23 protein-coding genes are annotated in these 23,299 nt (G+C 67.0%); 5 read left to right on the top strand and 18 right to left on the bottom strand.

Going from position 1 to position 23,299, the window contains the following annotated elements; all coding sequences use genetic code 11:
* Window positions 1-26: 26 nt before the first annotated feature.
* Genes HHL27_RS09400 through HHL27_RS09390 form a run of 3 tightly spaced genes read right to left on the bottom strand, consistent with a single transcriptional unit; the run spans window position 27 to window position 3,596 of the window.
* Window positions 27-611 carry a TetR/AcrR family transcriptional regulator gene (locus HHL27_RS09400; protein WP_169493144.1) on the bottom strand — a complete coding sequence of 195 codons (585 nt, stop codon included), beginning with the start codon at window positions 609-611 and terminating at the stop codon, window positions 27-29.
* A complete protein-coding gene (locus tag HHL27_RS09395; protein WP_169493143.1) occupies window positions 604-2,034 on the bottom strand; it encodes an efflux transporter outer membrane subunit in 1,431 nt (476 codons plus the stop codon). The genes HHL27_RS09400 and HHL27_RS09395 overlap by 8 nt, the downstream gene beginning before the upstream one ends.
* A 17-nt stretch (window positions 2,035-2,051) precedes the next feature.
* Window positions 2,052-3,596, bottom strand: a complete 1,545-nt coding sequence (locus HHL27_RS09390) for a DHA2 family efflux MFS transporter permease subunit (RefSeq protein WP_240959596.1) — start codon at window positions 3,594-3,596, stop codon at window positions 2,052-2,054.
* A 145-nt stretch (window positions 3,597-3,741) separates the two neighbouring features.
* On the opposite strand from HHL27_RS09390, the gene HHL27_RS09385 reads away from it, so the two are divergent.
* Window positions 3,742-4,854: an HlyD family secretion protein gene (locus HHL27_RS09385; protein ID WP_169493141.1), complete on the top strand. Its 1,113-nt coding sequence runs from the start codon at window positions 3,742-3,744 to the stop codon at window positions 4,852-4,854.
* 148 nt (window positions 4,855-5,002) lie between these two features.
* Here the strand turns inward: HHL27_RS09385 and HHL27_RS09380 are convergent, their stop codons facing one another.
* The 4 genes from HHL27_RS09380 to HHL27_RS09365 are packed head-to-tail and all read right to left on the bottom strand — an operon-like array spanning window position 5,003 to window position 8,275.
* Window positions 5,003-5,374, bottom strand: coding sequence for a hypothetical protein (locus HHL27_RS09380; RefSeq protein WP_169493140.1), 372 nt, complete (start codon window positions 5,372-5,374; stop codon window positions 5,003-5,005).
* 46 nt (window positions 5,375-5,420) lie between these two features.
* Window positions 5,421-6,416 (bottom strand): aldo/keto reductase, encoded by a 996-nt coding sequence (locus HHL27_RS09375; protein WP_169493139.1) that lies wholly within the window; start codon window positions 6,414-6,416, stop codon window positions 5,421-5,423.
* 23 nt (window positions 6,417-6,439) lie between these two features.
* A complete protein-coding gene (locus tag HHL27_RS09370) occupies window positions 6,440-7,273 on the bottom strand; it encodes an SDR family oxidoreductase (RefSeq protein ID WP_169493138.1) in 834 nt (277 codons plus the stop codon).
* A 12-nt stretch (window positions 7,274-7,285) separates the two neighbouring features.
* Complete coding sequence (locus HHL27_RS09365; RefSeq protein ID WP_169493137.1) at window positions 7,286-8,275, bottom strand: aldo/keto reductase; 990 nt, start codon at window positions 8,273-8,275, stop codon at window positions 7,286-7,288.
* 94 nt (window positions 8,276-8,369) lie between these two features.
* On the opposite strand from HHL27_RS09365, the gene HHL27_RS09360 reads away from it, so the two are divergent.
* The 4 genes from HHL27_RS09360 to HHL27_RS09345 all read left to right on the top strand — a co-directional run bounded on the left by HHL27_RS09360 (window position 8,370) and on the right by HHL27_RS09345 (window position 10,555).
* Window positions 8,370-9,272, top strand: a complete 903-nt coding sequence (locus tag HHL27_RS09360) for a LysR family transcriptional regulator (RefSeq protein WP_169493136.1) — start codon at window positions 8,370-8,372, stop codon at window positions 9,270-9,272.
* Between the two features lie 404 nt (window positions 9,273-9,676).
* Window positions 9,677-9,868, top strand: coding sequence for a hypothetical protein (locus tag HHL27_RS09355; protein WP_169493135.1), 192 nt, complete (start codon window positions 9,677-9,679; stop codon window positions 9,866-9,868).
* Window positions 9,865-10,143, top strand: coding sequence for a hypothetical protein (locus HHL27_RS09350; RefSeq protein WP_169493134.1), 279 nt, complete (start codon window positions 9,865-9,867; stop codon window positions 10,141-10,143). The genes HHL27_RS09355 and HHL27_RS09350 overlap by 4 nt, the downstream gene beginning before the upstream one ends.
* Before the next feature lie 178 nt (window positions 10,144-10,321).
* A complete protein-coding gene (locus HHL27_RS09345) occupies window positions 10,322-10,555 on the top strand; it encodes a hypothetical protein (protein ID WP_169493133.1) in 234 nt (77 codons plus the stop codon).
* Window positions 10,556-10,688: 133 nt separating this feature from the next.
* On the opposite strand, the gene HHL27_RS09340 is transcribed toward HHL27_RS09345, so the two are convergent.
* From HHL27_RS09340 to HHL27_RS09290, 11 genes are all read right to left on the bottom strand, one after another.
* Window positions 10,689-10,901, bottom strand: coding sequence for a cold-shock protein (locus HHL27_RS09340; RefSeq protein ID WP_169493132.1), 213 nt, complete (start codon window positions 10,899-10,901; stop codon window positions 10,689-10,691).
* Between the two features lie 204 nt (window positions 10,902-11,105).
* The gene (locus tag HHL27_RS09335; RefSeq protein WP_169493131.1) at window positions 11,106-11,789 is read right to left on the bottom strand and encodes a response regulator; all 684 of its coding nucleotides are present in this window, start codon (window positions 11,787-11,789) and stop codon (window positions 11,106-11,108) included.
* Window positions 11,786-14,428, bottom strand: coding sequence for a DUF4118 domain-containing protein (locus HHL27_RS09330; protein WP_169493130.1), 2,643 nt, complete (start codon window positions 14,426-14,428; stop codon window positions 11,786-11,788). The genes HHL27_RS09335 and HHL27_RS09330 overlap by 4 nt, the downstream gene beginning before the upstream one ends.
* Entirely contained in the window at window positions 14,425-15,021 is a 597-nt protein-coding gene (gene kdpC / locus HHL27_RS09325; protein WP_169493129.1) for a potassium-transporting ATPase subunit KdpC, read from the bottom strand. Before kdpC ends, HHL27_RS09330 begins: the two co-directional genes overlap by 4 nt.
* A gap of 12 nt (window positions 15,022-15,033) precedes the next feature.
* Window positions 15,034-17,073 (bottom strand): potassium-transporting ATPase subunit KdpB, encoded by a 2,040-nt coding sequence (kdpB, locus tag HHL27_RS09320; protein WP_338114859.1) that lies wholly within the window; start codon window positions 17,071-17,073, stop codon window positions 15,034-15,036.
* An 11-nt stretch (window positions 17,074-17,084) separates the two neighbouring features.
* Window positions 17,085-18,788, bottom strand: coding sequence for a potassium-transporting ATPase subunit KdpA (kdpA, locus tag HHL27_RS09315; RefSeq protein WP_169493127.1), 1,704 nt, complete (start codon window positions 18,786-18,788; stop codon window positions 17,085-17,087).
* A gap of 15 nt (window positions 18,789-18,803) precedes the next feature.
* Window positions 18,804-18,893, bottom strand: coding sequence for a K(+)-transporting ATPase subunit F (gene kdpF / locus HHL27_RS09310; protein ID WP_169493126.1), 90 nt, complete (start codon window positions 18,891-18,893; stop codon window positions 18,804-18,806).
* 93 nt (window positions 18,894-18,986) lie between these two features.
* Window positions 18,987-19,286, bottom strand: coding sequence for a hypothetical protein (locus tag HHL27_RS09305; protein ID WP_169493125.1), 300 nt, complete (start codon window positions 19,284-19,286; stop codon window positions 18,987-18,989).
* A 152-nt stretch (window positions 19,287-19,438) separates the two neighbouring features.
* Window positions 19,439-21,331, bottom strand: coding sequence for a DUF3604 domain-containing protein (locus HHL27_RS09300; RefSeq protein WP_169493124.1), 1,893 nt, complete (start codon window positions 21,329-21,331; stop codon window positions 19,439-19,441).
* Between the two features lie 19 nt (window positions 21,332-21,350).
* Window positions 21,351-22,373, bottom strand: a complete 1,023-nt coding sequence (locus HHL27_RS09295) for a HupE/UreJ family protein (protein ID WP_169493123.1) — start codon at window positions 22,371-22,373, stop codon at window positions 21,351-21,353.
* The gene (locus tag HHL27_RS09290) at window positions 22,373-23,266 is read right to left on the bottom strand and encodes a peptidyl-prolyl cis-trans isomerase (RefSeq protein WP_169493122.1); all 894 of its coding nucleotides are present in this window, start codon (window positions 23,264-23,266) and stop codon (window positions 22,373-22,375) included. The genes HHL27_RS09295 and HHL27_RS09290 overlap by 1 nt, the downstream gene beginning before the upstream one ends.
* Window positions 23,267-23,299: the final 33 nt, after the last annotated feature.

Raw genomic sequence — 23,299 nt, 5'->3', positions numbered from 1 at the left:
TATTGGAGCGGGCGGGCGGCTCTGTGTCAGGTGAGCCCGAGGCGCTTCTTGAGATCGGCGCGCGCGGAATCGACGAAAGCGACGGCGGCGGTCTGGTCCTGCATCGTGCGGGCGAGGGTCAGCGCGCCGACCATCTCGGCCAGCACCGAGCGGGCCAGGGATTCCTCTTCGGCACAGCCGGCATCCTTTAGAGCCGCCGCAAGCCGGGTCTGGAACATCTGCACGCCCTCCTCGAAGGTGCGGCGCGCGGCAAGCGGCATGCGGCTCGCCTCGCTCGAGAGCGCGGGGATGGCGCACCCCTTCTCGATGTTGCGCACGTTTGCCTCGGACAAGTAGAAGTCGAGCAGCGCTGCGAGGCCCTCTTTCGGAGGGCTGCCGGCAAGCGACGCGTCGAGCATCCGTCCTGTGCCCGAAAACATTTCGGCAATCGCTTCTGCCACCAGCTCGTCGCGGTTCTTGTAGTAGGCATAGAAGCCGCCATGCGTGAGCCCGGCGCGCTGCATCAGCTCGGCAACGCTGACCCCGTTCAGCCCCTTGGAGCGAAGCGCGAAGGACGCCTCCCTGACGATCGTGTCGCGCATCTTCGCCTTGTGCGCACTCTTGTTAGCCATGGTCGTTGTCTCGCTGTTCAAATCCGCCGCCCAGCGCGCGCACTGCAAAGATCGAAGCCTGTGCAGCCTGGGCGCGAGCCAGGGCAAGTTGCTGCGTTGCAGACAGCACATGCTGATCCGCTTCGAGCACATCAAGAAGCGCCACGTCGCCCTTGCGATAGGCCGCGTTGATTCGATCGCGCGCTGCGGTCAAGGCTTCGACCTGCTGCTGGCGGGTGGCAAGCGCCACGCGCGCCTCGCCAAGGCCGGTGAGCGCGGTTTCGACATCCGCGGTCGCCTGTACCAGCGCGCCGCGATACCGGGCGAGAGCCTCGGCGTGACGGCCGCGCGCCAGAGCCACTTCGGAATCGACGCGGCTGAAATCGAACAGGCGCCAGCGCAGGGAAGCGCCGCCCGCGGTCTGTACCGAATCCCCGGTGAACATCTTGGACACGCCCAGCGTCACCACCCCCAGCAATCCGCCCAGCGAAATCCGCGGATAATACTCCCCGAGTGCGACCGCGACGCGATCGTCGGCGGCGATCATGCGCCGCTCGGCCGCGACCACGTCAGGCCGGCGACGCATGAGATCGGACGGAACGATGGCGGCACCGGGATCGATCGTTTCCGGGATGGCGGCAAGCTCGCCCACGCCTCCGGCAAGTTCCGTGCGCGCTGCTCCTGCATTGCGGCCCATCAGCACATCGATGCGGTCGGCATCCGCAGCGACGGCGGCGCGAAGACCGGGCAGTGCGGCCCGGGCTTCGTCCCTGAGAGCCAAAGCCTGGTCGAGCGCGCGAGCGGGGACAAAGCCTTGATCGACTTTCAGGCGGACCAGTTCGACGGCTTTCTCGGCGTTTGCCACCTGTGACTCGGCAATGGCTAGACTTGCCTGCAGACGGCGCAGATCCACGTAGGCGGTCGCGGCCTCCGCTGCGAGACTGAGACGCATCGAGGCGGCATCATGGGTGGCAGCATCGAGATCGGACAACGCGGCGTGGCGTTCGCGGCCGAGACGACCGAACACGTCGATCTCCCACGATGCCTCGGCCCCGGCCTGATACAGATCGAAGGATCGCGGCAGGCCCAGCGCTGACCCTGCCGCGCCCATCGGGCTTTCGAGCGATTGGCTGACGCGCTGGGCGCTGGCCGACAGATTGGCAGACGGCAGCATGTTGGCGCGCGCGTAACGTGCCATCGCGCGGGCCTGCGTTATACGAGCCGAGGCAGCCTTCAGATCGAGATTCTGGTCGAGCACCGTTGCGACGATCCGGTCAAGCACAGGGTCGCCAAAGGCCCGCCACCAGCCGGCAGTTTCAGCCTGCGTGTGCACCGCCGGAACGTCCGACGCAGGCCGGACGCGCAAAGGCCTCGCCTCGACCGGCGAGAGAGCGCCGATCGTGGCCGTGGCTGTGAGCAGGAGTGCGAGTTTGGAAAAAGCCATTTTGTCCTCGTAGCCCTTCAATGTGCGGCTGAAGTGTCGGCGGGAGCGGCGCCGGACTGACGACAGAACGGCACCAGCACGAGCGCTGCCAGAAACATCCAGCAGATGGTCAGAAAGACATTGTCGAAGGCCATCGTGAGGGCCTGCCGCCCGACTACCTGGGCGAATTCGCTGCGCGCCATTTCCTGCGCGATGACGGGATCGGGCGTAGTGGCAGAGAAGCGGGCCGCCAGCCCATCGAGCGCGGTGCCGGCTTCCTGCCGCGCTTGGCCAAGCGTTTCGCTAAAGCGCAGCGCGGCGATCCGGGTGTTGTCCTGCAGCCAGGTGTTGACCGTGGCGATGCCGATCGCGCCACCCAGATTGCGCATCAGGTTGAACAGCCCGGATGCCGCGCCGAGATCCTTGGGCGCAACCCCGGCGAGCGCCATGTTCACGCTTGGCACGATGCACAGCATCAGGGACAGCCCGCGCACCGCCTGCGGCCAGAACATTTCCCAGAAGCCCCACTCGCTCGTCAGGTGCGAGGTGATCCAGTTGCTCCACGCGAACAGCAGCAAGCCGACGGTGATCATCCAGCGCATGTCGACCCGCTGGCTGAGACTTGCGGCGATGAATGTCGACACGAGCTGGGCAATGCCGACGACGTAGACGGTGAGCCCGATCTGCAGCGAGCTGAACCCGCGCACCCGGCCCAGGTAAATCGGCACGAGATAGATCGAAGCGAACAGGCCAAAGCCGATGACCAGGCTGAACAGGCAGGCAAAGGCGAAGTTCGGTGCGAGAAGGGGCTTCAGCGAGACCACCGGGTTGGGCGAAAACAGCGCGCGTTCGAGGAACACGACGAAGCCCACGAAGGAGAGCCAGGCCGCGATCTGGATCGTCGTATCGCCGAACCAGTCATGGCGCGGCCCTTCCTCCAGCACGAATTGGAGCCCGCCGAGGAACAGGGCCATCGAGAAGAAGTGCAGCCAGTCGATGGTGAGGAACAGCGCAGGCGCGGCGCGGTCGACGCGGATCAGGATGATCGCCGCGATGGTGATCGCGATACCGGGCAGGACATTGACGAAGAACAGCCAGTGCCAGCTGAGCGCGTCCGAAATCAGACCTCCCGCCGTGGGCCCTAGCGCGGGGCCGAGCACCGCCGTGGTACCGAGGATCGCCGGGATCAGTGCCCGTTGCGGACCCGAAAAGATGGTGAAGCCGACTGCGAAGGCGAGCGGCACCATCGCGCCGCCGGTGAAGCCCTGGATCGTGCGGAAGGCGATCATCGATTCGATGTTCCATGCGAACCCGCACAGCAGGCTCGAAAGCGTGAACATCCCCGACGAGAAGGCGAACAGCCAACGCGTCGACATCGCTCTTGCCAGGTATCCCGACAAGGGGATCATCACCAGCTCGGCCATCAGGTAGGCGGTCTGCACCCAGCTGATCTCGTCCGGTCCGGCCGACAGCCCCGCCTGAATGTCGCGCAGCGAGCCCGCGACGATCTGGATGTCGAACAGCGCCATGAACTGACCGAAGGCCATGATGCCGAAAAGCGTGAACTTGCGCGCGGTCGGCATGGCCGAGGGATCGTGCGACCAATCCTGGCTTAAGCCCGCGAGACGCTGAGGGAGGGAGGACATCGGCAACGAACCTGCTTGTAAATATGTTGAGCATCATATATCTGATGAACGTCATATTTACAAGCAGGGTCATGAGACTTCGATGGCAGACGAAACTTTGACGGCCGACGACGGCAATTCGGCAGGGGTGGGCAAGAAGCGTTTCCCTCGCGCATTGCTGGTTGCAGGGGTTGCGGCTGTGGTCGCGACGGGCGGCATCATCTGGCTCACGGCCAGTCCCGCTGCAGAGACGACCGACAACGCCTATGTCGCGGCAGACACCACCACGATTGCCCCGCGGATCCGTGGCTTCGTCGCCAAGGTTCTGGTGCGTGACAACCAGCAGGTGAAGGCGGGCGATCCCCTGGTCGTCATCGAGGGCAGGGAATTCGACGCGCGGCTCGAGTCGGCCCTTGCCGAACTTGCACAGGCGGATGCCAACGTCGCAGCCGCCAAGGCCGCTCTGTCGAGCCAGTCGGTTTCGGTGTCGCTCGCCCAAGCGCGGGTGTCTGCCAGCCAAAGCGCGCTGAAGGCCGCCAGCGCCGAGGAAGGGCGTGCACTGTCGGATCGGCGCCGCAACGAGGCGCTTGCGCAGAGCGGGGCGATTGCCGCGCGCGATATCGAGGCGGCCCAGTCGACTGCCATCGGAGCGCAAAGTTCCGCTGAACAGGCACGGTCCGACATCATCGTGAAGCAACGCGAGGTGGCGCTGGCCTCGGCCCGCCGCCCCGAGCTGGAGGCGGCCTTGCAGCAGGCCCTGTCGGCGCGTGCGCGCGCGCAAGCCGCGGTGACGCTTGCTCGGCAGGATAGCGGCTACACCTTTATCCGCGCTCCGATCGATGGCGTGGTTGGCAACAAGAAGGTGCGGGTCGGCGACTATGTCCAGCCCGGCACGTACCTCCTCGGCCTGGTGCCGCAGAGCGAAGTCTATGTGGTCGCCAACTACAAGGAGACGCAAACCGAGAGAATGCATCCCGGCCAGGCAGTGACCGTGAAGGTAGACGCGCTGGGCGACACCCAGCTGCGCGGCAAGGTAGAAAGCCTTGCTCCCGGCACCGCATCCAGCTTCGCGCTGCTGCCGTTCGAACCGGGCACCGGCAATTTCACGAAGATCGTGCAGCGCGTGCCGGTGCGGATCTCGCTGGAGCAGGGACAGAAGGTGGCCATGTTGCGTCCGGGCCTGTCCGTGACCGCAAGGGTCGAAGTGGCGCGCTGAGCGCGCCCAGCATCCACCGTCCATCATCAATCGGGATACGGCCAATGACCGAGGAAAGCGAAAAACCGACCCAGCCACCGCTATGGCGCCGGCTCGTCGCCCGCCTTTCGGCTTTTGCCGAAGCGATGGAGATGAGCGAGACCGAGTTTCAGGCCCGGAGACTGTCCGCTCTGGAGCGGCGGCTGGCTGGCAACCAGGCTCCGGAACAGAAGGAGCCGGTCAGCCGATCGCAGTGACCGCTGCCCGGGATGACCACCACGGCAATGCCGGTCTGCTTCTCGCGGGTGGGAAGCACGGGGGTAACCGTCGGCCGCACCACGTTGCGCACGATCGTCTGGCCTTGCCAGCTGTCCCAGATTTCGGTGTCCTCCACCGGCGCGTTGCGCAAGGGAATCTCGCGCAACTCGGCCGGCTTGGAGATCCGGATGGTGGTGTCGGCGGCGTGCGCCGGTTCGGCACACAGCCCCACCGCAAGGCTCACCGCTCCCGCCCACGCACGGGCGATCCGCAGTCCTTGCATACCACTTCCCTCCCGACTTCAGGATGTTCGCTGAGCTCCGGCGACTTTACAACCCGGTCATCGCTTCGGCCGCAGGGGTGTAGCGGTTGCCCTCGACTGCCACGGTGGCGAGCAGCGCATCGATCCGCGCAAGTTCTTCCGGCGCGAAGGAAAGGTTCGCCGCGCCGAGGTTCTCTTCGAGCCGGTGCAGCTTTGTGGTGCCGGGAATGGGCACGATGAACGGCGCCTTCGCCAGCAGCCAGGCCAGCGCCACTTGCGCCGGGGTTGCCGCGTGATCGGCCGCGATGGACTTCACCAGATCGAGCAGTTCGAGGTTCTTGGCAAAGGCGTCCTGCTGGAAGCGTGGGAGGGTTCCGCGGAAATCGCCCTTGGCCACCTGGTCGGCGCTGGCGATTCCGCCGGCGAGAAAGCCCTTGCCGAGGGGGGAGTAGGGCACGAGACCGATGCCCAGTTCGTCGCACGCATCGAGGATGCCGTTGGTTTCGACCTGGCGGCTCCACAGCGAATATTCGTTCTGGAGGGCCGAGACCGGCTGCACCGCATGGGCGCGGCGCAGCGTGGCGGCACCGGGCTCGGACATGCCGAAGTGCTTCACCTTGCCTTCGGCGATGAGGTCGCGCACCGTGCCCGCCACGTCCTCGATCGGCACCTTGGGATCGACCCGGTGCTGGTAGAACAGGTCGAGGCTTTCGACCCGCAGGCGCTTGAGCGATGCTTCGCAGACCTTGCGGATCTGTTCGGGGCGGCTGTCGACCCCGCGCATCGTGCGGCTGTCGGGATCGATGTCGAAGCCGAACTTGGTCGCGATCACGACTTCGCCCTTGAACGGTTCCAGCGCTTCGCCGACCATGTCTTCGTTGGTCCACGGGCCATAGACCTCGGCGGTGTCGAAGAAGGTGACGCCACGTTCGAACGCGGCGCGGATGATCGCAATGCCATCCTCACGCGAAAGCTTGCTGTTGTAGCCGAAGTCGATGCCCATGCAGCCGTAGCCGAGGGCGGAGACGGAAAGGCCGGATTGGCCGAGATTGCGGTGTTGCATCATCATTTCCTCACTTCGAAAATTCAGCCGGGCAGGCCGATCTTGCCGGCGAACATGGCAGCGATCACGCCGCCATCGATCAGCAGGTCGCTGCCGGTCACGAACCCGGCTTCGGGGCCGAGCAGCCACGCGCAGGCCGCCGCGATTTCATCTGGCGGTGCCATGCGTTTGGCCGGCGAAGCTGTGATCATGGCGCGGTAGCCATCGCCGATGGGCGAGGCGAGTTCGTGCAGGGCAAGCGGCGTGACCACGATTCCCGGCGAGATGGCGTTGATCCTGGCGCCACGGTTGCCCCACGCGATCGAGGCGCCGCGCACCCGCACCGTGTTGGCCCGCTTGGCGAGGCAATAGGCAACCATCGAATCCGGTACGGCAGCCGGGGACAGGAAGTCGAGTGCGAGCAGGTCATCGGCCGGCGTGAAGGCGAGCGCCTTTTCCTGTTCCGCCGGAAGCTGCGGGATCATGTGGCCTGCCATGCTCGACACGACGAGCGCGGCACCGCCGCGGGCGATTACCTGTTCGAACACCTCGAACACTAGCGCGGTGCCGTAGAGATCGACCTCCAGCACGCGCGCCGGAGGAGCCATGTTGGGCGATACACCGGCCGTGTTGACGAGGTTCACAACCGCGCCGAGGTCTGCCGCACGCTGTGCGAGCGCGGTGACCGACGGGCGCGACGTTGTGTCGACCAAGGTCGTCTCGACCGTGTAGCCCGCTTCCTGCAGGCGGGTCGCGGCTGCGGAAAGCACGCCCGAGTTGATGTCGGCCAGCAGTACGGTGCGCCCGACGCCCTGCCGGCGGGCGACCGCTTCGCCGATCCCGCCAGCCCCGATCACGACAATCACTTCACTGGTCATCTGGTCTGCCTTTCAAAGGTAGGAATACCGCAGCACGCTCTCGGGCAGACGGGCGCCCTCGATCGCGATGGAGGAGAGAACGTCGTCAAGACGGGCAAGGTCTGCCGGCGGAATTCGAAGGGTGGTCGCGCGGTTGTTCTCTCGCACCCGGTCAAGCCGCCGCGAGCCGGGGATGGGCACGATGAACGGTGCGCGGGCGAGTAGCCAGGCGAGCGCGACTTGCGCAGGCGTCGCCTGAAGCGAGGTGGAGATGGCTTCGACCACGTCGAGCAACGCGCGATTGGCTTGCCGGGCCTGCTCGGTGAAGCGGGGCGAGGCAGAGCGGAAGTCTTGCGCGGCGATGGGCGTCGTCGCGTCGATGGTGCCCGTGAGAAACCCCGCGCCAAGCGGGCTCCAGGGCACGAACCCGATCCCTTCGCTGGCGCACAGGGGCAGGACCTCGTCTTCGGGATCGCGCGTCCACAGCGAATATTCGCTCTGCACCGCCGTCACCGGCTGGACCGCATGGGCGCGCCGGATAGTGTCGGCGGAAGCTTCCGACAGCCCGAAGTGTCGCACCTTGCCCGCGGCAATCAGGTCACGCACCGTGCCGGCGACGTCCTCGATCGGGACTGCCGGGTCGACGCGATGCTGGTAGAGCAGGTCGATCGTATCGACCCGCAGCCGCTTGAGCATGCCATCGACCGATTGAACGATATGCGCCGGCTGGCTGTTCAGGCCGGCGCGTCGTTCTCCGGTAACGGGATCGATGTTCCAGCCGAACTTGCTGGCAATCACCACCTGATCGCGAACGGGGGCCAGCGCCTCGCCGACGAGTTCCTCGTTGGTGAAAGGGCCATAGGCTTCGGCCGTGTCGAACAAGGTGACGCCGTCTTCGAACGCGCCCCTGATCACGCCGATGGCCTCGGACCGGTCCGGCGCAGCACCATAGATGCCGGTGAAGCTCATCGTCCCGAAGCCCATCGCCGATACGTCAAGCGTGCCGAGCTTGCGCATTTCCATGTGGGATCTCCTGCTGTGCCTGCTGCAGATAGACCTTGCGCATCTGTTCGATTAGACGCTGATTCCTGCACGAACCAATACTGGAATCTAATCAATGGCGCGGGATGAACTCGGCGACCTGGCAATTCTTCTGGCCGTGGCGGAGGAACGCAACTTCACGCGGGCGGCGGCGAGGCTCGGCACCTCGCAGTCGGCGGTGAGCCAGGCGGTGCGCCGCCTCGAGGAAAATCTCGGCATCAAGTTGCTCGCCCGCACGACCCGCTCCGTCGCGCCGACCGAGGCGGGCGAGCAATTGCTCGAAACCTTGCGTCCCGCGCTGGGCGACATCCGCGAGCGGCTTGCCAGGCTGAGCCACTTTCGCAGTGCGCCCGCAGGGCTGGTCCGCATCACCACCAGTCGTCATGCCGCCGAAACCATACTGTGGCCCGCGATAGACGCGGTCGTTGCGCGCTATCCCGAGATCGAGGTCGAGCTGTCGATCGACGGCGCGCTGACCAACATCGTCGCCGACCGCTTCGATGCCGGTGTGCGCCTGGGCGAAAGCGTGGAAAAGGACATGATCGGCGTACGTATCGGACCCGATCTGCGGCTCGCGGTGGTGGGCGCGCCGTCGTATCTGGAGCGCCACGGAACGCCCATCGTGCCGCGCGATCTGTTGCAGCACCGGTGCATCAACCTGCGAATGGCCACGCGCGGCACGCTGTATGCCTGGGAATTCGAGAAAAATGGCCAGTCGCTGAGCGTGAGGGTCGAGGGGCCACTGGTGCTGAACGACAGCGCAATGGCGGTGAAGGCGGCGATCGCGGGGCATGGGCTGACCTGCGTGCTGGAAGATGCGCCGCTGCACGAACACCTTGCCAGCGGGCGGCTGGTCCGGGTGCTCGATGACTGGTGCGAGCCCTTTGCCGGGCACCACCTTTATTATCCCGACCGGCACAACCTTTCGCCAGCGTTTCGCGCCGTGCTGGCGGAACTGAGACTTCGCGCCCAGGGATGAGGCGGGTTGTCCGACGCGCCACCGGCGCCAGGCGTCAGACGATGGCGAACAGCACCACCAGGCCCAGCACGGCAACAATGGCGATCAAGCCCGCAATCAGCAGGGCGACCAGCCATTCCGCGGTCGTCCAGTCTGGCAGTTTCATCACCGGCTCCCTGCCCCGGCAAGGGGACTTGGAGGATCAATGCGTGGTGACGCAAGCCTTTCCCGACGTTGCACTTTTTTCATTTAGCCTCACGATGGAGGCAATGGTGGAAGGCCGAGCAGGGCAGGCGAGATGAAGCTCGGCACCGGGGCTGACTTGCAAAAGTCGCAATTCATCCCTATCTGATGCGCATCGCCTGCATGAACATGCACCAGGCGGCTGAGAGACCAACGCGCTCCCGCAAAATCGGAGAGCTGCCGTGGACCTCAATCACCTCCTTTTCCAGCATCAGGTCGCGGTGCTGCGCGCTTCCGGGGCGAACGAGGCGGGATGTGGATCGCGCTTCGATCTCGTGCGGCACTACCAGGTCCGCATCGATCGCCTGCGTCACCATCTGGGGGCGTCGGCCTATCCCGAATGGTGCGGCATGCCGGTCGGCGACATGTCTTGAGCGTGCTGCCGCGGAGAGCAGAGCGGCGGCATTATCAACTGCATTATCGCAATCCCGCCGTATTGCGCCGTGGGCAGGCCTTCCACCTAGCTTTCGAGCTGCTTGGCGGACCGCGCGCAGCGCAGGCGTTTATGACGACGCCGCAGGGCGAACTTGGCGAAGCGCCCGAACGGGTGGCGATGGCTTCTCGCTGGGGTCTGATCAAGGTTCTGAAAATGATCCACCGCGACGCCGCGCGGCGCCCGCAGGTAGAGCGCAGCCGTTGGGCGCGCTGACCGCGCTGGCGGCATGCGCCGCGCGGAGAAATTCGCGGGAGGTCCGGCAATGCCGGGGCCCTGCGTTGCGTCACCGTACCCGGTGAGCGCTGTGGGCGGGGCCGTCCGGGCCAGCGCCTGCGCCAGAAGGACGGGGCGGCCGCCGGTCGGGCCTCGTGACGAGACGATGGAGCATCACATGGCGACACGTGCGATAAATCTCGCCCTGCCCGAGCAGGACATCATCGACCAGTGCAAGCGCAAGGACATCCGCATCAGTGCGATCGAGCCGCTGCGTTCGGGCGGCACGCATCTCGTCTGCCTGACGATCGAGGGCGCCGATGCGGCGCGCGTGGTATTCAAGAAGGCGATCATCGAAGGCGCGGTGAAGAGGTTCGCGTTCCTGCGCCATGACGAAGTACGCTACAGATAAGGCAAAACGAAAGGGCCACCCCTGGCTTGATCCGCCGGGAGTGGCCCTTGCCGTTTGGTGACGCCGCTGCCGACGCGAAGGCCGGCCGCGACTGGCGCCGGACGATCCTTTGCAGGAACGCCCGGCAGCCGGATCAGTCGACCGACTGCAGGTTGACCGCGCTGGTCTTGCCGCGCTGGTCGGTTTCGAGATCGTAGCTCACGCGCTGGTTCTGGTTCAGCGTGCGCAGGCCGGCGCGCTCGACGGCGGTGGCGTGGACGAAAGCGTCCTGGCCGCCGGTTTCAGGCGCGATGAAGCCATAGCCCTTGTCGACGTTGAAGAACTTGACGGTTCCGGTGATAGCCATGTGCGTATCCTTTCAAAAACGGCTCTCCGAAAGGCGGGAGCCTCTAGCTGCAAGGGGCAGGGATTGAGGGAAACGCAGCAGCCGCGAAGCGCCGAAAAACCGTCAGTGTGCGACTGGTAGCACGGCCTATGTAGGGACGATCGGGCGCCACACAAGGACAATCGTGCGAAAGGCGCGGTTTGCCGGGCGCTCTGGCCCTGCGGATCATGCGATCAGGCGGTAGCCGACGCCGGGTTCGTTGCGGATGGCGCTGCGTTCGACATCGACGTCTTCAAGCTTGCGCCGCACCCCGCGCGCCGCGACGCGCAAGTATTCGACGTCGTTTTCATGGCCCTGGCCCCACACGGCGCGCAGCAGCTGGGCGTGCGAGACGACGCGGCCGGGATGGCGGCACAGTTCGGCAAGAAAGCCGTATTCCTTGGGGGTGAGGTGCACCTCCACGCCCCGGCGGGTGATGCGGCGGGCGGCGAGATCGACCTCGACTTCGCCGAAGCCGACGATGCTGTCCTCGCTGCCCTGCTGGCGTCGGGCGCGCAGCGCGGCGCGGATGCGGGCGAGGACTTCGTGGGTATCGAACGGCTTGGTCACATAGTCGTCGGCGCCGAGATCGAGCGCGGCGACCTTTTCCTCCGTGGTGTCGCGCGCCGAGACGACGAGCAGCGCCGCGCCCGCCGCCTTGACCAGCGGCACCAGCTCCATGCCGTCGCGATCGGGCAACCCGAGATCGAGCAGCACCGCATCGGGCTTGTCGATGGACACGGCGGCCAGCCCGGCGCGCGCATCGCCCGCCTCGATCACATCGTAGCCTTCGTGGCCAAGGCTGCCGCGCAGCAGGCGGCGGATGGCGGGTTCGTCATCGATGACGAGGATCTTGAGGCGCAGGGTCATTCGGGTTCGCTCGGTTGGCGCAGGCGGTCAGGCGGGAAGCGGATGGTAAAGCATGCACCCGGCCCGTCGTTCCGGTTGGCGGCGATCGCATCGAGCTGCATTGCCTTGCAGAAACCGCGCACGATGGCGAGGCCAAGGCCGGTGCCGCCCTTGCGGTCTGAGCCTTCGAGGCGGGTGAAGGTTTCGAACACGCGTGCTTCGCTGCCGGGGGGAAGGCCGGGGCCGGCGTCGATGACCATCAGGTCCAGCCCGTCGCCCCGGCGCGCGGCAACGATGGCGATCGGGCCTTCGCCACCATGGCGCGCGGCGTTTTCGATCAGGTTGATCAGGCAATGATGGAACAGGCGCGGATCGACCAGCGCCAGCGGCAGGTCTGGCGCGATGTCGATGCGCAAGGGCTGCGTGCCCAGCGCGCGGCGCAGGTCGTGCACGGCGCTGGCCACGGCTTCGGCAAGGTCCACCGGCTCGATCGACAGCGCGATGGCGCCGGCTTCGATCCGCACCATGTCGAGCAGGTTGGCGACGAAGCGCTGCAGCCGGTCGGCCTCTGCCCGGGCGACGCCGAGCAGTTCGCGCTGTTCTTCATCGCGCGGCTCCAGCGTGCGCAACGAGCCGAGCACGGCAGTCAGCGGGGTGCGCAGATCGTGGCTGACCGAGGAGAGCAGCGCTGCGCGCAGGCGGTCACGCTCTTCCAGCGTGCGCACGTCGGCGGCTTCCTGTTCGAGCCGGATGCGCTGCAGCGCGAGCGCGGCCTGATCGACCAGGCTGCCGAGCAGGGGCAGCTGGTCGGAGCGGACGGGCAGGGCGCCATCGCCGCGCGCCACGCCCAGCGTGCCGAGCGTGGCCCCGCCGGCCATCAGCGGGGTGAACAGCCATTCGCAGGCGGTCAGCGTGCTCGAACCGCGTCCGGCGGGTTGGCCCTTGTCCACGCTCCAGCGCGCGGCGGCGAGATCGAGTGCGGCGAGCGGGGTTTCGGGCGCGGTCGTGGCGAGGATCGACAGGTCGTCGGCCGAGCCGAGCAGCAGCACCGCGCGCACATCGAGCAGGCGCGCGGCTTCGGCGCAGAGCACGTCGCCCAGCGCTTCGGGCCGGGCCATGCCGGTCAGCGTGCGGGCAAAGCCGGCGAGCGCCGCGCTCTGGCGCGCGCTGCGGGCCGCGAGCAGGGCCTGCGCGCGCAGCCGGGCGGCGAGCTGGCTGGCCACGGCGGCAACGAGCAGCAGGACGCCCACGGTAATGATGTTCTGCGGATCGGCGATGGTGAAGGTGCCCGTCGGCGGGATGAAGCAGAAGTTGTAGGCGAGCGAGGCGACAAGGCCGGTTAGGATGCCGGTGGCAAGGCCATAGCGGGTCGCGGCGAACAGCACCGGCAGCAGGTAGAGCAGGCCGACGTTGGTGATATTGTTGCCCCGCGCGAAGATCGCCTGGCCGAGCGCGGTGACCAGCGCAGTGGCGAGGAACGAGGGCACGAGGCCTGCCGGGATGCCCGGCATGGGCGGGCGCAGGCCGTGCCCCGCCGCCTCGGCATGGCTGGTCTGGACAAGGTGAAGCGACAGCCCCGGCAGGCGGCGTGCCAATGGGCGGGCGTGGAGCCGGCGCTGCCAGGGCCAGCGGCGCGGCTGCGGGCGGCCGATCACGAGCAGGGTGGCGCGCGTGTCCGCCGCCGCATCGGCCAGGCCATCGACCACGCTTGGCCCGGACAGCGTCAGCACTTGCCCGCCGAGCTGGGTGGCAAGCTGCATCGCCTGCGCCAGATGGGCGGCGGCGGGGCCGCTGCGCTCGCCCGTGGTTTCGATGTGGACGGCCGTCCAGGGCGCACGCAATGCATCGGCCAGCCGCTTGCCGGCCCGTACGACTTCGCTCGCCACCGGGTTGGCGCCGACCGCGACGAGCAGGCGTTCGCCCACAGCCCACGATCCCCCGGTTGCCGATGCGCGCAGATCGTCGAGCATCTGCGCGTCGACCGCCTGCGCCGCGCGGCGCAGCGCAAGTTCGCGCAGGGCGGAAAGGTTCGATTTCGAGAAGAAGTGATCGAGCGCCCGCGCCGCTTCGTGGGGGACGTAGACCTTGCCTGCCTTGAGCCGGGCGATGAGCTCGTCAGGGGGCAGGTCGACGACTTCGATCTCGGCATTGTCGAGCAGGCGGTCGGGCACCGTTTCGCGCACCCGAACATGGGTGAACGAGGCGACGACATCGTTGAGGCTTTCGACGTGCTGGATGTTCAGCGTTGTCCAGACGTCGATCCCGGCGGCGAGCAGTTCCTCGACATCCTGCCAGCGCTTGTCGTGCCGGCTGCCCGGCGCGTTGGTGTGCGCGAATTCGTCCACCAGCACCAGCGCCGGGTGGCGGTTGAGGATGGCGTCGAGGTCCATCTCCTCGAGCGGCTGGCCACGATGCGCGATGCGCGCGCGGGGCATGATCTCGAACCCGGCAAGCTGCGCCTGGGTTTCGCTACGGCCATGGGTTTCGACGACCCCGACGACGACGTCCAGCCCGCCCGCGCGGCGGGCAGCGGCGTCGCTCAACATCTCGTACGTCTTGCCGACGCCCGGAGCCGCCCCGAGGAAAACCTTGAGGCGGCCGGTGCTGGCGCGCGCGGCGGTGCGCAACAGGGCGTCTGGATCGGGGCGGGCAGGGCTCACGTCGGTCCGTTTGCCCCCGAAGCGGCCATCGCGTCGAGCGCGATGTTAAGTTCTAGCACATTGACGCGCGGTTCACCCAGAAGGCCGAGCAGCGGGCCTTCGACATGGTCCTGCACCAGCGAGCGGACGCGCGCCTCTGGCAGGCCGCGGGCCTTGGCGATGCGGCTCACCTGAAGAAAGGCCGCCTCGGGGCTTACATGGGGGTCGAGCCCCGAGGCGGAAGTGGTCACCAGGTCAGGTGGAACGAGGGAACCCGGTGAGGATGGGGTGGACTTGAGCGCATCGCGCACACGGTCGTGCAGCGCCTGCGAGGCGGGGCCTAGATTGGAGCCGGACGAGGCCGCCGCATCGTAGCCATTGCCGGCGGCCGAGGGGCGGCCGTGGAAGTAGCCGGGCGCGGCGAACTGCTGCCCGATGAGGTGCGAGCCGACGACCTTGCCACGCTCCACGATCAGGCTGCCGTTGGCCTGCTGTGGCATGGCGACTTGCGCCACGGCGGTGATCGCCGCGGGATAGGCAAGGCCGAGCAGCCCTGCAAAAAGGCCGGTCATGACCAGTGCCGGACGCAGGCTGGTGGCGAATTCCTTGAGCATGGAAGCGATCCTTCAGGCGAGGTGGAGCGCGGCGACGACGAGGTCGATCGCCTTGATGCCGATGAACGGGGCGATGAGGCCGCCAAGGCCATAGACGGCAAGGTTGCGGGCAAGCAGCGAGCCGGCGTCCATCGGGCGATAGCGCACGCCCTTGAGCGCGAGCGGCACCAGCACGGGGATGATCAGCGCATTGAACATGATCGCCGAAAGGATCGCGCTCTGTGGGCTGGCCAGCCGCATCACGTTGAGCACGCCGAGCTGCGGGTAGAGCACGATGAACATCGCCGGGATGATCGCGAAGTACTTGGCGACATCGTTGGCGATCGAGAACGTGGTCAACGCGCCGCGCGTCATCAGCAACTGCTTGCCGAGGCCGACGATCTCGATCAGCTTGGTGGGGTCGCTGTCCAGATCGACCATGTTGCCCGCTTCGCGCGCGGCCTGGGTGCCGGTGTTCATCGCGACGCCGACGTCGGCCTGCGCGAGCGCGGGGGCATCGTTGGTGCCATCGCCACACATCGCCACCAGCTTGCCGCCTTGCTGTTCGCGGCGGATCAGCGCGAGCTTGTCCTCTGGCGTCGCTTCGGCGAGGAAATCGTCGACGCCGGCTTCGGCGGCGATGGCGGCGGCGGTCAGCGGGTTGTCGCCGGTGATCATCACCGTGCGGATCCCCATGCGGCGCAGTTCGGCAAAGCGTTCGCGCACGCCGGCCTTGATCACGTCCTTCAAGGCGACGACACCCAGCAGCACGCCGTCCGATGCGACCGCCAGCGGGGTCTGCCCGGCGCGAGCGATGGTTTCGGCAATCTGGCGCAGTTCGGCGGCGGTCGCACTGCGTTCGCCCTGCGGGTTGGCGCGCAGGATCGCATCGACCGCGCCCTTCTGCACCAGGCGTCCGTTGTGGGAGAGGCCGGAGATGCGGGTCTGCGCGGTGAAGGGGATCACTTCGGCGCCGTCCGGCACGCCCTGGCGGACAAGGCCGTGCAGTTCGCCCGCAAGGCGCACGATCGAGCGGCCCTCGGGCGTTTCGTCGGCAAGGCTGGCCAGCAGGGCTGCTTCGGCAAGCGTTTCGGGCATGACGCCGGACAGCGGGCGAAAGGCGCTGGCCTGACGATCGCCGATGGTGATCGTGCCGGTCTTGTCGAGCAGCAGGACATCGACATCGCCCGCCGCCTCGACCGCGCGGCCGGACTTGGCGAGAACGTTGAAGCGCACCAGGCGGTCCATGCCGGCGATGCCAATGGCCGACAGCAGGGCCGCGATCGTCGTCGGGATCAGCGTGATCAGCAGCGCGGCGAGCACGGCCACGGGGATGCGGCCACCGGCATAGTTGGCAAAGGCGGGGATCGTGCCGACCGCGATCAGGAAGATCAGCGTCAGCCCGACGAGCAGGATGGTGAGCGCGATCTCGTTCGGCGTCTTCTGCCGCTGCGCGCCTTCGACAAGGGCGATCATGCGGTCGAGGAAGCCTTGCCCCGGCTCTTGCGTTACCCGCACGACGATGCGGTCGGAAATGACGCGGGTGCCGGCCGTCACGGCGCTGCGATCGCCGCCGGCTTCGCGGATCACGGGCGCGCTTTCGCCGGTGATCGCCGCTTCGTTGACGCTGGCAACGCCTTCGATGACTTCGCCGTCCGCCGGGATCAGGTCTCCGGTTTCGACCACCACGGTATCGCCCCGGCGCAGCGTTGCGGCGGGCACCTGTTCGCCCGAGGGGAGGCGGGCGACGAGATCGGACTTGGTGGCGCGCAGCGATGCGGCCTGGGCGCGGCCACGCCCTTCGGCCAGTGCTTCGGCAAAGGTGCCGAACAGGACCGTCAGCCAGAGCCAGACGATCAGCTGGAGCTGGAAGCCGAGCGAAAGGCCGCTGCCGCCGACGAACACGAGCACGCTGAGCAGCGCGGCGACCACGGCGGTGGTGAACAGCACCGGGTTCCTGACCAGCTCGCGCGGGTTCAGCTTGCGGAAGGCGTCGCCGATGGCGGGCAGGACAAGCTCGCCCGAGAACATCGACGTGGCTTTGGAGGTTTCTTGGGACGCTGATTGGGACACGTTCATGGTCCTCAGTAAAGCTTGCCGGACAGCAGGGTCAGGTGGTCCGCCACCGGGCCGAGCGCGAGCGAAGGCAGGAAGGTGAGGCCGCCGACGATCAGGATCGTGGCGACGAGCAGCCCGATCCACAGGCCGCCGGTGGTCGGGAACGATCCCGATGTCGCGGGGGTGTGCTTCTTGGCGGCAAGGCTGCCGGCGATGGCCAGCACGGGGACGATCACCAGGAAGCGCCCCAGCCACATCGCAACGCCAAGAAGGCCGTTGTAGAAGGGCGTGCCAGCGGTAAGCCCCGCAAAGGCCGAACCATTGTTGCCGGTGGCCGAGCTGAAGGCATAGAGCACTTCGGAGAAGCCATGCGGGCCTTTGTTGAGGGGGCCTGCAAGACCCGCCGGCAGCACCACGGACAGCGCGGTAAAGCCCAGGATGCAGAGCGGCAGGATGACGATGGCCAGCACCGCCAGCTTGACCTCGCGCGCCTCGATCTTCTTGCCGACGTATTCGGGCGTGCGACCGACCATCAGCCCGGCAATGAACACCGCGAGCAGGGCATAGAGCAGGAAGCCGTAGATCCCCGACCCGACGCCGCCGATCACGATTTCGCCCAGCTGCATGTTGAACATCGGCACCAGGCCGCCGATCGCGGTGAAGCTGTCGTGCATGGCGTTGACCGCGCCGCAGGATGCAGCAGTGGTGACGACCGAGAACAGCGCGCTGGCGGCAATGCCGAAGCGCACTTCCTTGCCTTCCATGTTGGCGCCGGCAAGGCCGATCTGGTGCAGCGCGGGGTTGCCCGCGGCTTCCTGCCAATAGGTAACCGATGCGCCGACAAGGAACAGCGCAAGCATGGCGGCAAGGATAGCCCAGCCCTGCCGGGTGTTGCCTACCGCCTTGCCGAAGGTGAAGGTAAGCCCCGCGCCGAGCACAAAGATCGACAGCATCTGGACCAGGTTGGTCAGCGCGCTGGGGTTTTCGAACGGGTGGGCGGAGTTGGCGTTGAAGAAGCCGCCACCATTGGTGCCAAGCATCTTGATCGCTTCCTGGCTGGCGACGGGGCCAAGCGCGATCGTCTGGCGCGCGCCTTCGAGCGTCGTGGCATCGATGCTGCCGACGAAAGTCTGCGGCACGCCGCAAAGCACCAGGAACAGCGCGTAAAGGATCGAGGCGGGCAGCAGCAGGTAGAGCGTGACGCGCGTCATATCGGCCCAGAAGTTGCCGACCGTCTTCGTCTCGGTGCGCGCAAAGCCGCGGAACAGCGCGAAGGCGATGGCGATGCCGGTCGCGGCCGACAGGAAGTTGTGGATCGTCAGGCCCAGCATCTGCGACAGGTTGGAAAGCGTCGCCTCGCCCGAATACCACTGCCAGTTGGTGTTGGTGACGAAGGCGATGGCCGTGTTCATCGCGCCATCCGCGCCGACGCCGGCAAGGCCGCGCGGATTGAGCGGCAGCACGCCCTGCAGGCGCAGGACGGCGTAGGTGAACAGCGTCGTCACCAGCTGGAACATCAGCATGTGCAAGGCATAGGCCTGCCAGCTTTGCTGACGGTCAGGATCGATGCCGGACAGGCGATAGAACCCGCGCTCGATGGGGCCGGCGACGCGGTGGAGCGGGGTGGTGCGGCCTTCGTACAGCGCGAAGAGCCACAGCCCGAACGGCTTGGCCAGCAGCGCGACGAGTGCGGTGAAGCCGAGGATGAGAAGCCAGCCGGCGAAAGTCATGACGGTGGGCCCTTTTCAGAACCGCTCGGGCCGCAGCAGCGCGGCGACGAGATAGACGACGAGGCCCGCCGCGGTGATCGCGGCGAGCAGTTCGGGCAGATGCATGGGAAAAGTCTCCTCAGGCGCTTTCGCACAGGCGCAGGAAGGCGAGCGTGGCGAGGACGAGGCCGGCGAGCACGGCGATCCAGACGAGATCGGTCACGACCGGTGGCGCCGACGTTCGGGCAGCCACGAGCGCGGCGGCGCAGGCTGCGGGCGGAACAGTTCGCGCCCGCCGACGAGCAGGGTCAGCCCGCTCCACGCCAGCAGGACGACGGCGAGCGAGAGCAGCAGGGCAAGCGGGCTGGCGCCGCCAAAAATGTGCTGTTCGCGTTCCTCGAACGCGCCGGTGGCGACAGAGGCGGCCAGCACGGCCGCGCCGGTCAGCCGCAGCGCGACGCCAAGGCGGCGGGAACGCGGACCTTGCGCGGCGCGGCGAAGGCTTTGGGTGGAAATCATCTCGGGCTCCTTGAAGGATAGCGCGAGAGACGATGTGGGCCGCGTGCCCGTTAAGCTTCCACGGGAAAGGCGGCGCGCGGGCGTAAAGAACCCATAAGCAAAACGGGGAGGCACGCCCGGCGCGCCTCCCCGTTCAATTCACGGCGCGACGATCAGCGGCTGCGTATGGGCGTGTACCAGATCGGCGAGGACCAGGCGCGCTGCTGGATCGTCGGCGCGACTTCCTTGGGCAGCGGCAGGCCGAACTCGATCGCGCGCAGGGTGGACCAGCGCGGGGTCGGGATTTCCAGCACGCGGACGTAGTAGACTGCGGCCTGGTCGGCCTTGAAGGTGGGATCGGTCCACACCGTGGCGAGGCGGGCGGCGCCGATCGAGTTGTCCCACTTGCCGGTCTTGAGATCGACCGTATTGCCGACGGGCGCCAGCTTGCCGGTCCTGGCGTCGATCTTGCGGGCCCCGCCGGCGGCATTGCCCCAGGCAACGTCGAAGATCCTTTCCTGCTGCTTACCGCCGTCAAGGAAGACCTTGACCACCTGCACGCGGTCGAGATTGCCGCTCAGCGGATCCTTCACCGCCTCGATCACGAAGTTCGGGGCCTTTCCGGCGCGCGCCTGCGGCAGATCCCCGCCCATCGGCACGCCGAGCTTGTAGGCATCGTGCACCCAGTTGGGCTTGGCCACGAAGCTGCGCGAAAAGTCCCAACCGCCGAAGAAGCGCACCTTCAGGCGGCTGCCGCTGGTGGCATAGGTCTCCTTGCGGCGGAACGCGGCGTAGAGCGCGTCGCGCGTATTGGCCTCTGCCCACACGCCGGTAAGGGCACCGGGGCTGAGGATCACCGGATTGAGGCCGACGGTGTGGCCCGGCGCAAGGCCGAGCTGTTCCTTGGCAGTGTCGCCTTTCAGCTTGCCGCCGCCCAGGTTCGCGCCGGCAATGCCGCCGTATTCCTGCGCGGTGCTGACCTGCAGCCCGCCGTGCAGATCGCTCGATCCTTCCGCACCGTCCTTGTAGGGGTTCACGCCGAGCTTCTGCTGCAGCACGAGCCCGCGGCCCAGCGCATCGCGCCAGTAGGAACCGGCCGGCTTGCTCGGGGTGTTGCCGAGCAGCAGCTTGTCGAAGATTTCGTAGTTGGCGAATTCGTCATTGGCTGAAAGCGCCGGGTGGGTTTCGCTGGTGCCTTTGTTCTGCGAGACTTCGGACAGCGGCTCGTTGGTGGCGCGCAGCTGGGCCCAGGCTTCGTCGATCGGCTTTCCGTCGAGCGAGGTCCAGTCGTACATCAGCCCGTTCGAGGCGTTGCCGTTGTGCGGAATGGCCAGCGCTTCGTAGCCTTGTCCCCGGATCTTCGAAAGCCAGGTCCACAGGTCCTTCGGATCCTTGCTGTCGATCGCGGTGAACGGCGCGGGCGCCTTGTCGCCCTTGAAGATCACGTTGCGGTGCAGGTTCGCGCCGCCCGGCATCGAGGTCCATTCATAGGCGATGAAGGCGGTGAACTTGCCCGGTTCGTTGAACTTGTTCGCCGTCTCGATCTCGCGCGCCCAGGTGGAGGCTGCCACCTGATCGGCATTGCCGCCCAGCGGCTTGCCACTGGTGATCAGCAACGCGATCTTGATGAAGTTGGCCGCCCCACCTTCACGCGCCAGCTTGCCGATGTCGGAAAGCGAGAAGGCGCTGTTGGGATCGTCGAGCTGGTTGAACACGCCGAGGTTTTCGGAGTGGTCGGTGACCGCTTCGAAATCCAGCGGGAAGCTGCGCTTGATCGGCTGGCCCAGGTACTGGATCGTGTCGCCGCGCGCGAAGCGATAGGCATCTTCGGGCGTGGTGCGCGTGCCCATCAGCACATAGGCGTCGAACGAATTGGTGGTGTGGAGGTGCAGGTCGCCGAAAAAGGCCTGCTTGTCCGGAAACGTCTGCACCCCGGCCGGCTGCGCCGCGGCGCTTGCGGCGCCGACCGGCTGGCTGGCCGAGGCGGTGCCGAAGCCGATCAGCAGATGGTAGGCGAGCGGCGCGGCGATGGCAGCGCCGGCAAGCCAGCGGGTACGCTTGGTCATGGTAAGTCCCCTCCTGTCGTCATGCAAAGTCGATCACGGCGTGGAGCCGCTCGAGAAACCAGAAAAACGAGAACGAGCCGATCGCGTAGCTCGCCGCCGTCCAGGCGATGCGCGGCGTGGCGGCGGGCCAGCGCAGCCGCTTGAGGCCCCACAGCGCGGCCATGACAGCGGCAACGAACAGCAGCTGGCCGATCTCGACGCCGACGTTGAACAGGAACAGCGAGGCCGGGATGTTGCCTTGCGGCAGGCCGATCTGCTTGAGCGCGCCGGCGAAGGCAGCGCCGTGGAGCAGGCCGAAACCGAAGGCGACCAGCCATGGCTGCCGCTGGGTCAGGCCATCGACGCCGCGCTGCTTGCGCACCAGTTCGACCGCGAGGAACAGGATCGACCAGGCAACCATCGCTTCGACCAGCGCAGGATCGAGCGCCATCACGTGCAGCGCGGTAAGCGCGAGCGTGATCGAATGGGCGATGGTGAAGGCGGTGATGGTGCGCAGCAGCTGCCGCCAGCCTGAGCTGAGCAGCAACAGGCCGAACACGAACAGCAGGTGATCGATGCCGGTCAGGATGTGTTCGATGCCGAGGACGAGATAGGCGGGAACGGCGGCACCGGCGTGGGCGTCGATGGTCATCGCCGGCTCACCCGGGGTCAGCACGCGGCTTTCCTCGTCGCCATTGGCAAGCTGGATCAGGACGAGCGTGTCAGTGATCGTCTGGTCCAGCCCATCGACCCGCACTTCGCGGCCATTGAGCCCGTTCGTGCCAATGTCGACCCCATCCCAATGGCGGATCTCGAAATTGGTGGCGCTTTCGACGCGGCTTGCCTTGCCGTCGATCAGCCCGCCCGAAATGCGCGGACGCAGGGGCACCACCAGCATGCCGATGGACGGCTGCTTCCAGGTGACGTCGGCCTTGCCATCGGCACGCGCGGTGATCTCGAGAAAGGCGGGCCGCACTTCGTGCGCACAAGCGCCCGTCGAGCCGGCCATGGCCCCGCCGATCAGCAGCGCAAAGAGCGCGAAAAGGGCGCGGATCCGCCGCATCAGCGCACCTGCGGCACGGTGACGGTGTAGCGCGCGCGCAGTTGCTGCCACGCCTGGTCATTGCGCGCCTTGCGGTCCGCCTCGATCCAGTCGCTGCGCACATCGGCGCGGGCTTCGTCAAAGCTGCGCGGATGGGCGGCGCTGTGCTCCGTCACGCGGACGAGATGCCAGCCGAAGCCCGAACGGAACGGGCCCGTCCAGCGGTCCGTGGGCGCGGCGAAGACGTTCGCGGCAAAGCCTGTGCCGCCGAACACGCGGTCAACGTCGTCGCGGGCGAGCGAGACGATCCGGGGCGGTCCGGGAAAGGTGTCGCCCGGCGCGGTTTCGGGATGGGCCAGTGCGGCGGTGGCGAGTGCCCTGGCCGCAGCATCCCCGCGCTGATCCGGCGCGAAGTAGCGTTGTTCGAACGAAACCTTGGCGGGCGCGGCGAAGCGGTCGCGGTGCGAGCCGTACCACCCGCGCAGTTGCGCCTCGCTCGGTTCGCGTGGGGCCGCCTGGTCCTGCTGCAGGAAATCGAACTTCTGGGCGATGCGGCGGCGGACGATCTCGTCGTTGCGGTCGAGCCCGAGTGCGAGGCCTTCGCGCAGATAGATTTCTTCGCGCACGGCGTTGTCGATCATCGTGCGCATCTGTTCGGGCGTTGCCTGCGCGCCATATTGCTGGGCGTAGGAGTTGGCGATGCGCAGCACGTCGGCGTTGGTCAGCGTGAGGTTGTAGCGCGACTGGCGCTCCTCGATTACGTGGCTGATCACGAAGATGCCGATGCCGATGGCGACGAAATGGGTCAGCGGTTCGCGCAGCAGGCGGCGCAGCAAGGGCTGGCGCACGGGCGCTTGATGGCCTGGCGCCAGGGGCGCTTCCCAGCCGTGGTCGGTTTGGGCGTCACGGTACATCGGGGCGAACCTTCGCATCGGGAAATGGGTGGA

It is taken from the genome of Novosphingobium olei (assembly GCF_012927405.1).
GTDB classification, from domain to species: Bacteria; Pseudomonadota; Alphaproteobacteria; order Sphingomonadales; family Sphingomonadaceae; genus Novosphingobium; species Novosphingobium olei.
The sequence above is the reverse complement of the archived record's forward strand: the minus strand, read 5'-3'. Positions and strand labels throughout refer to the sequence as shown.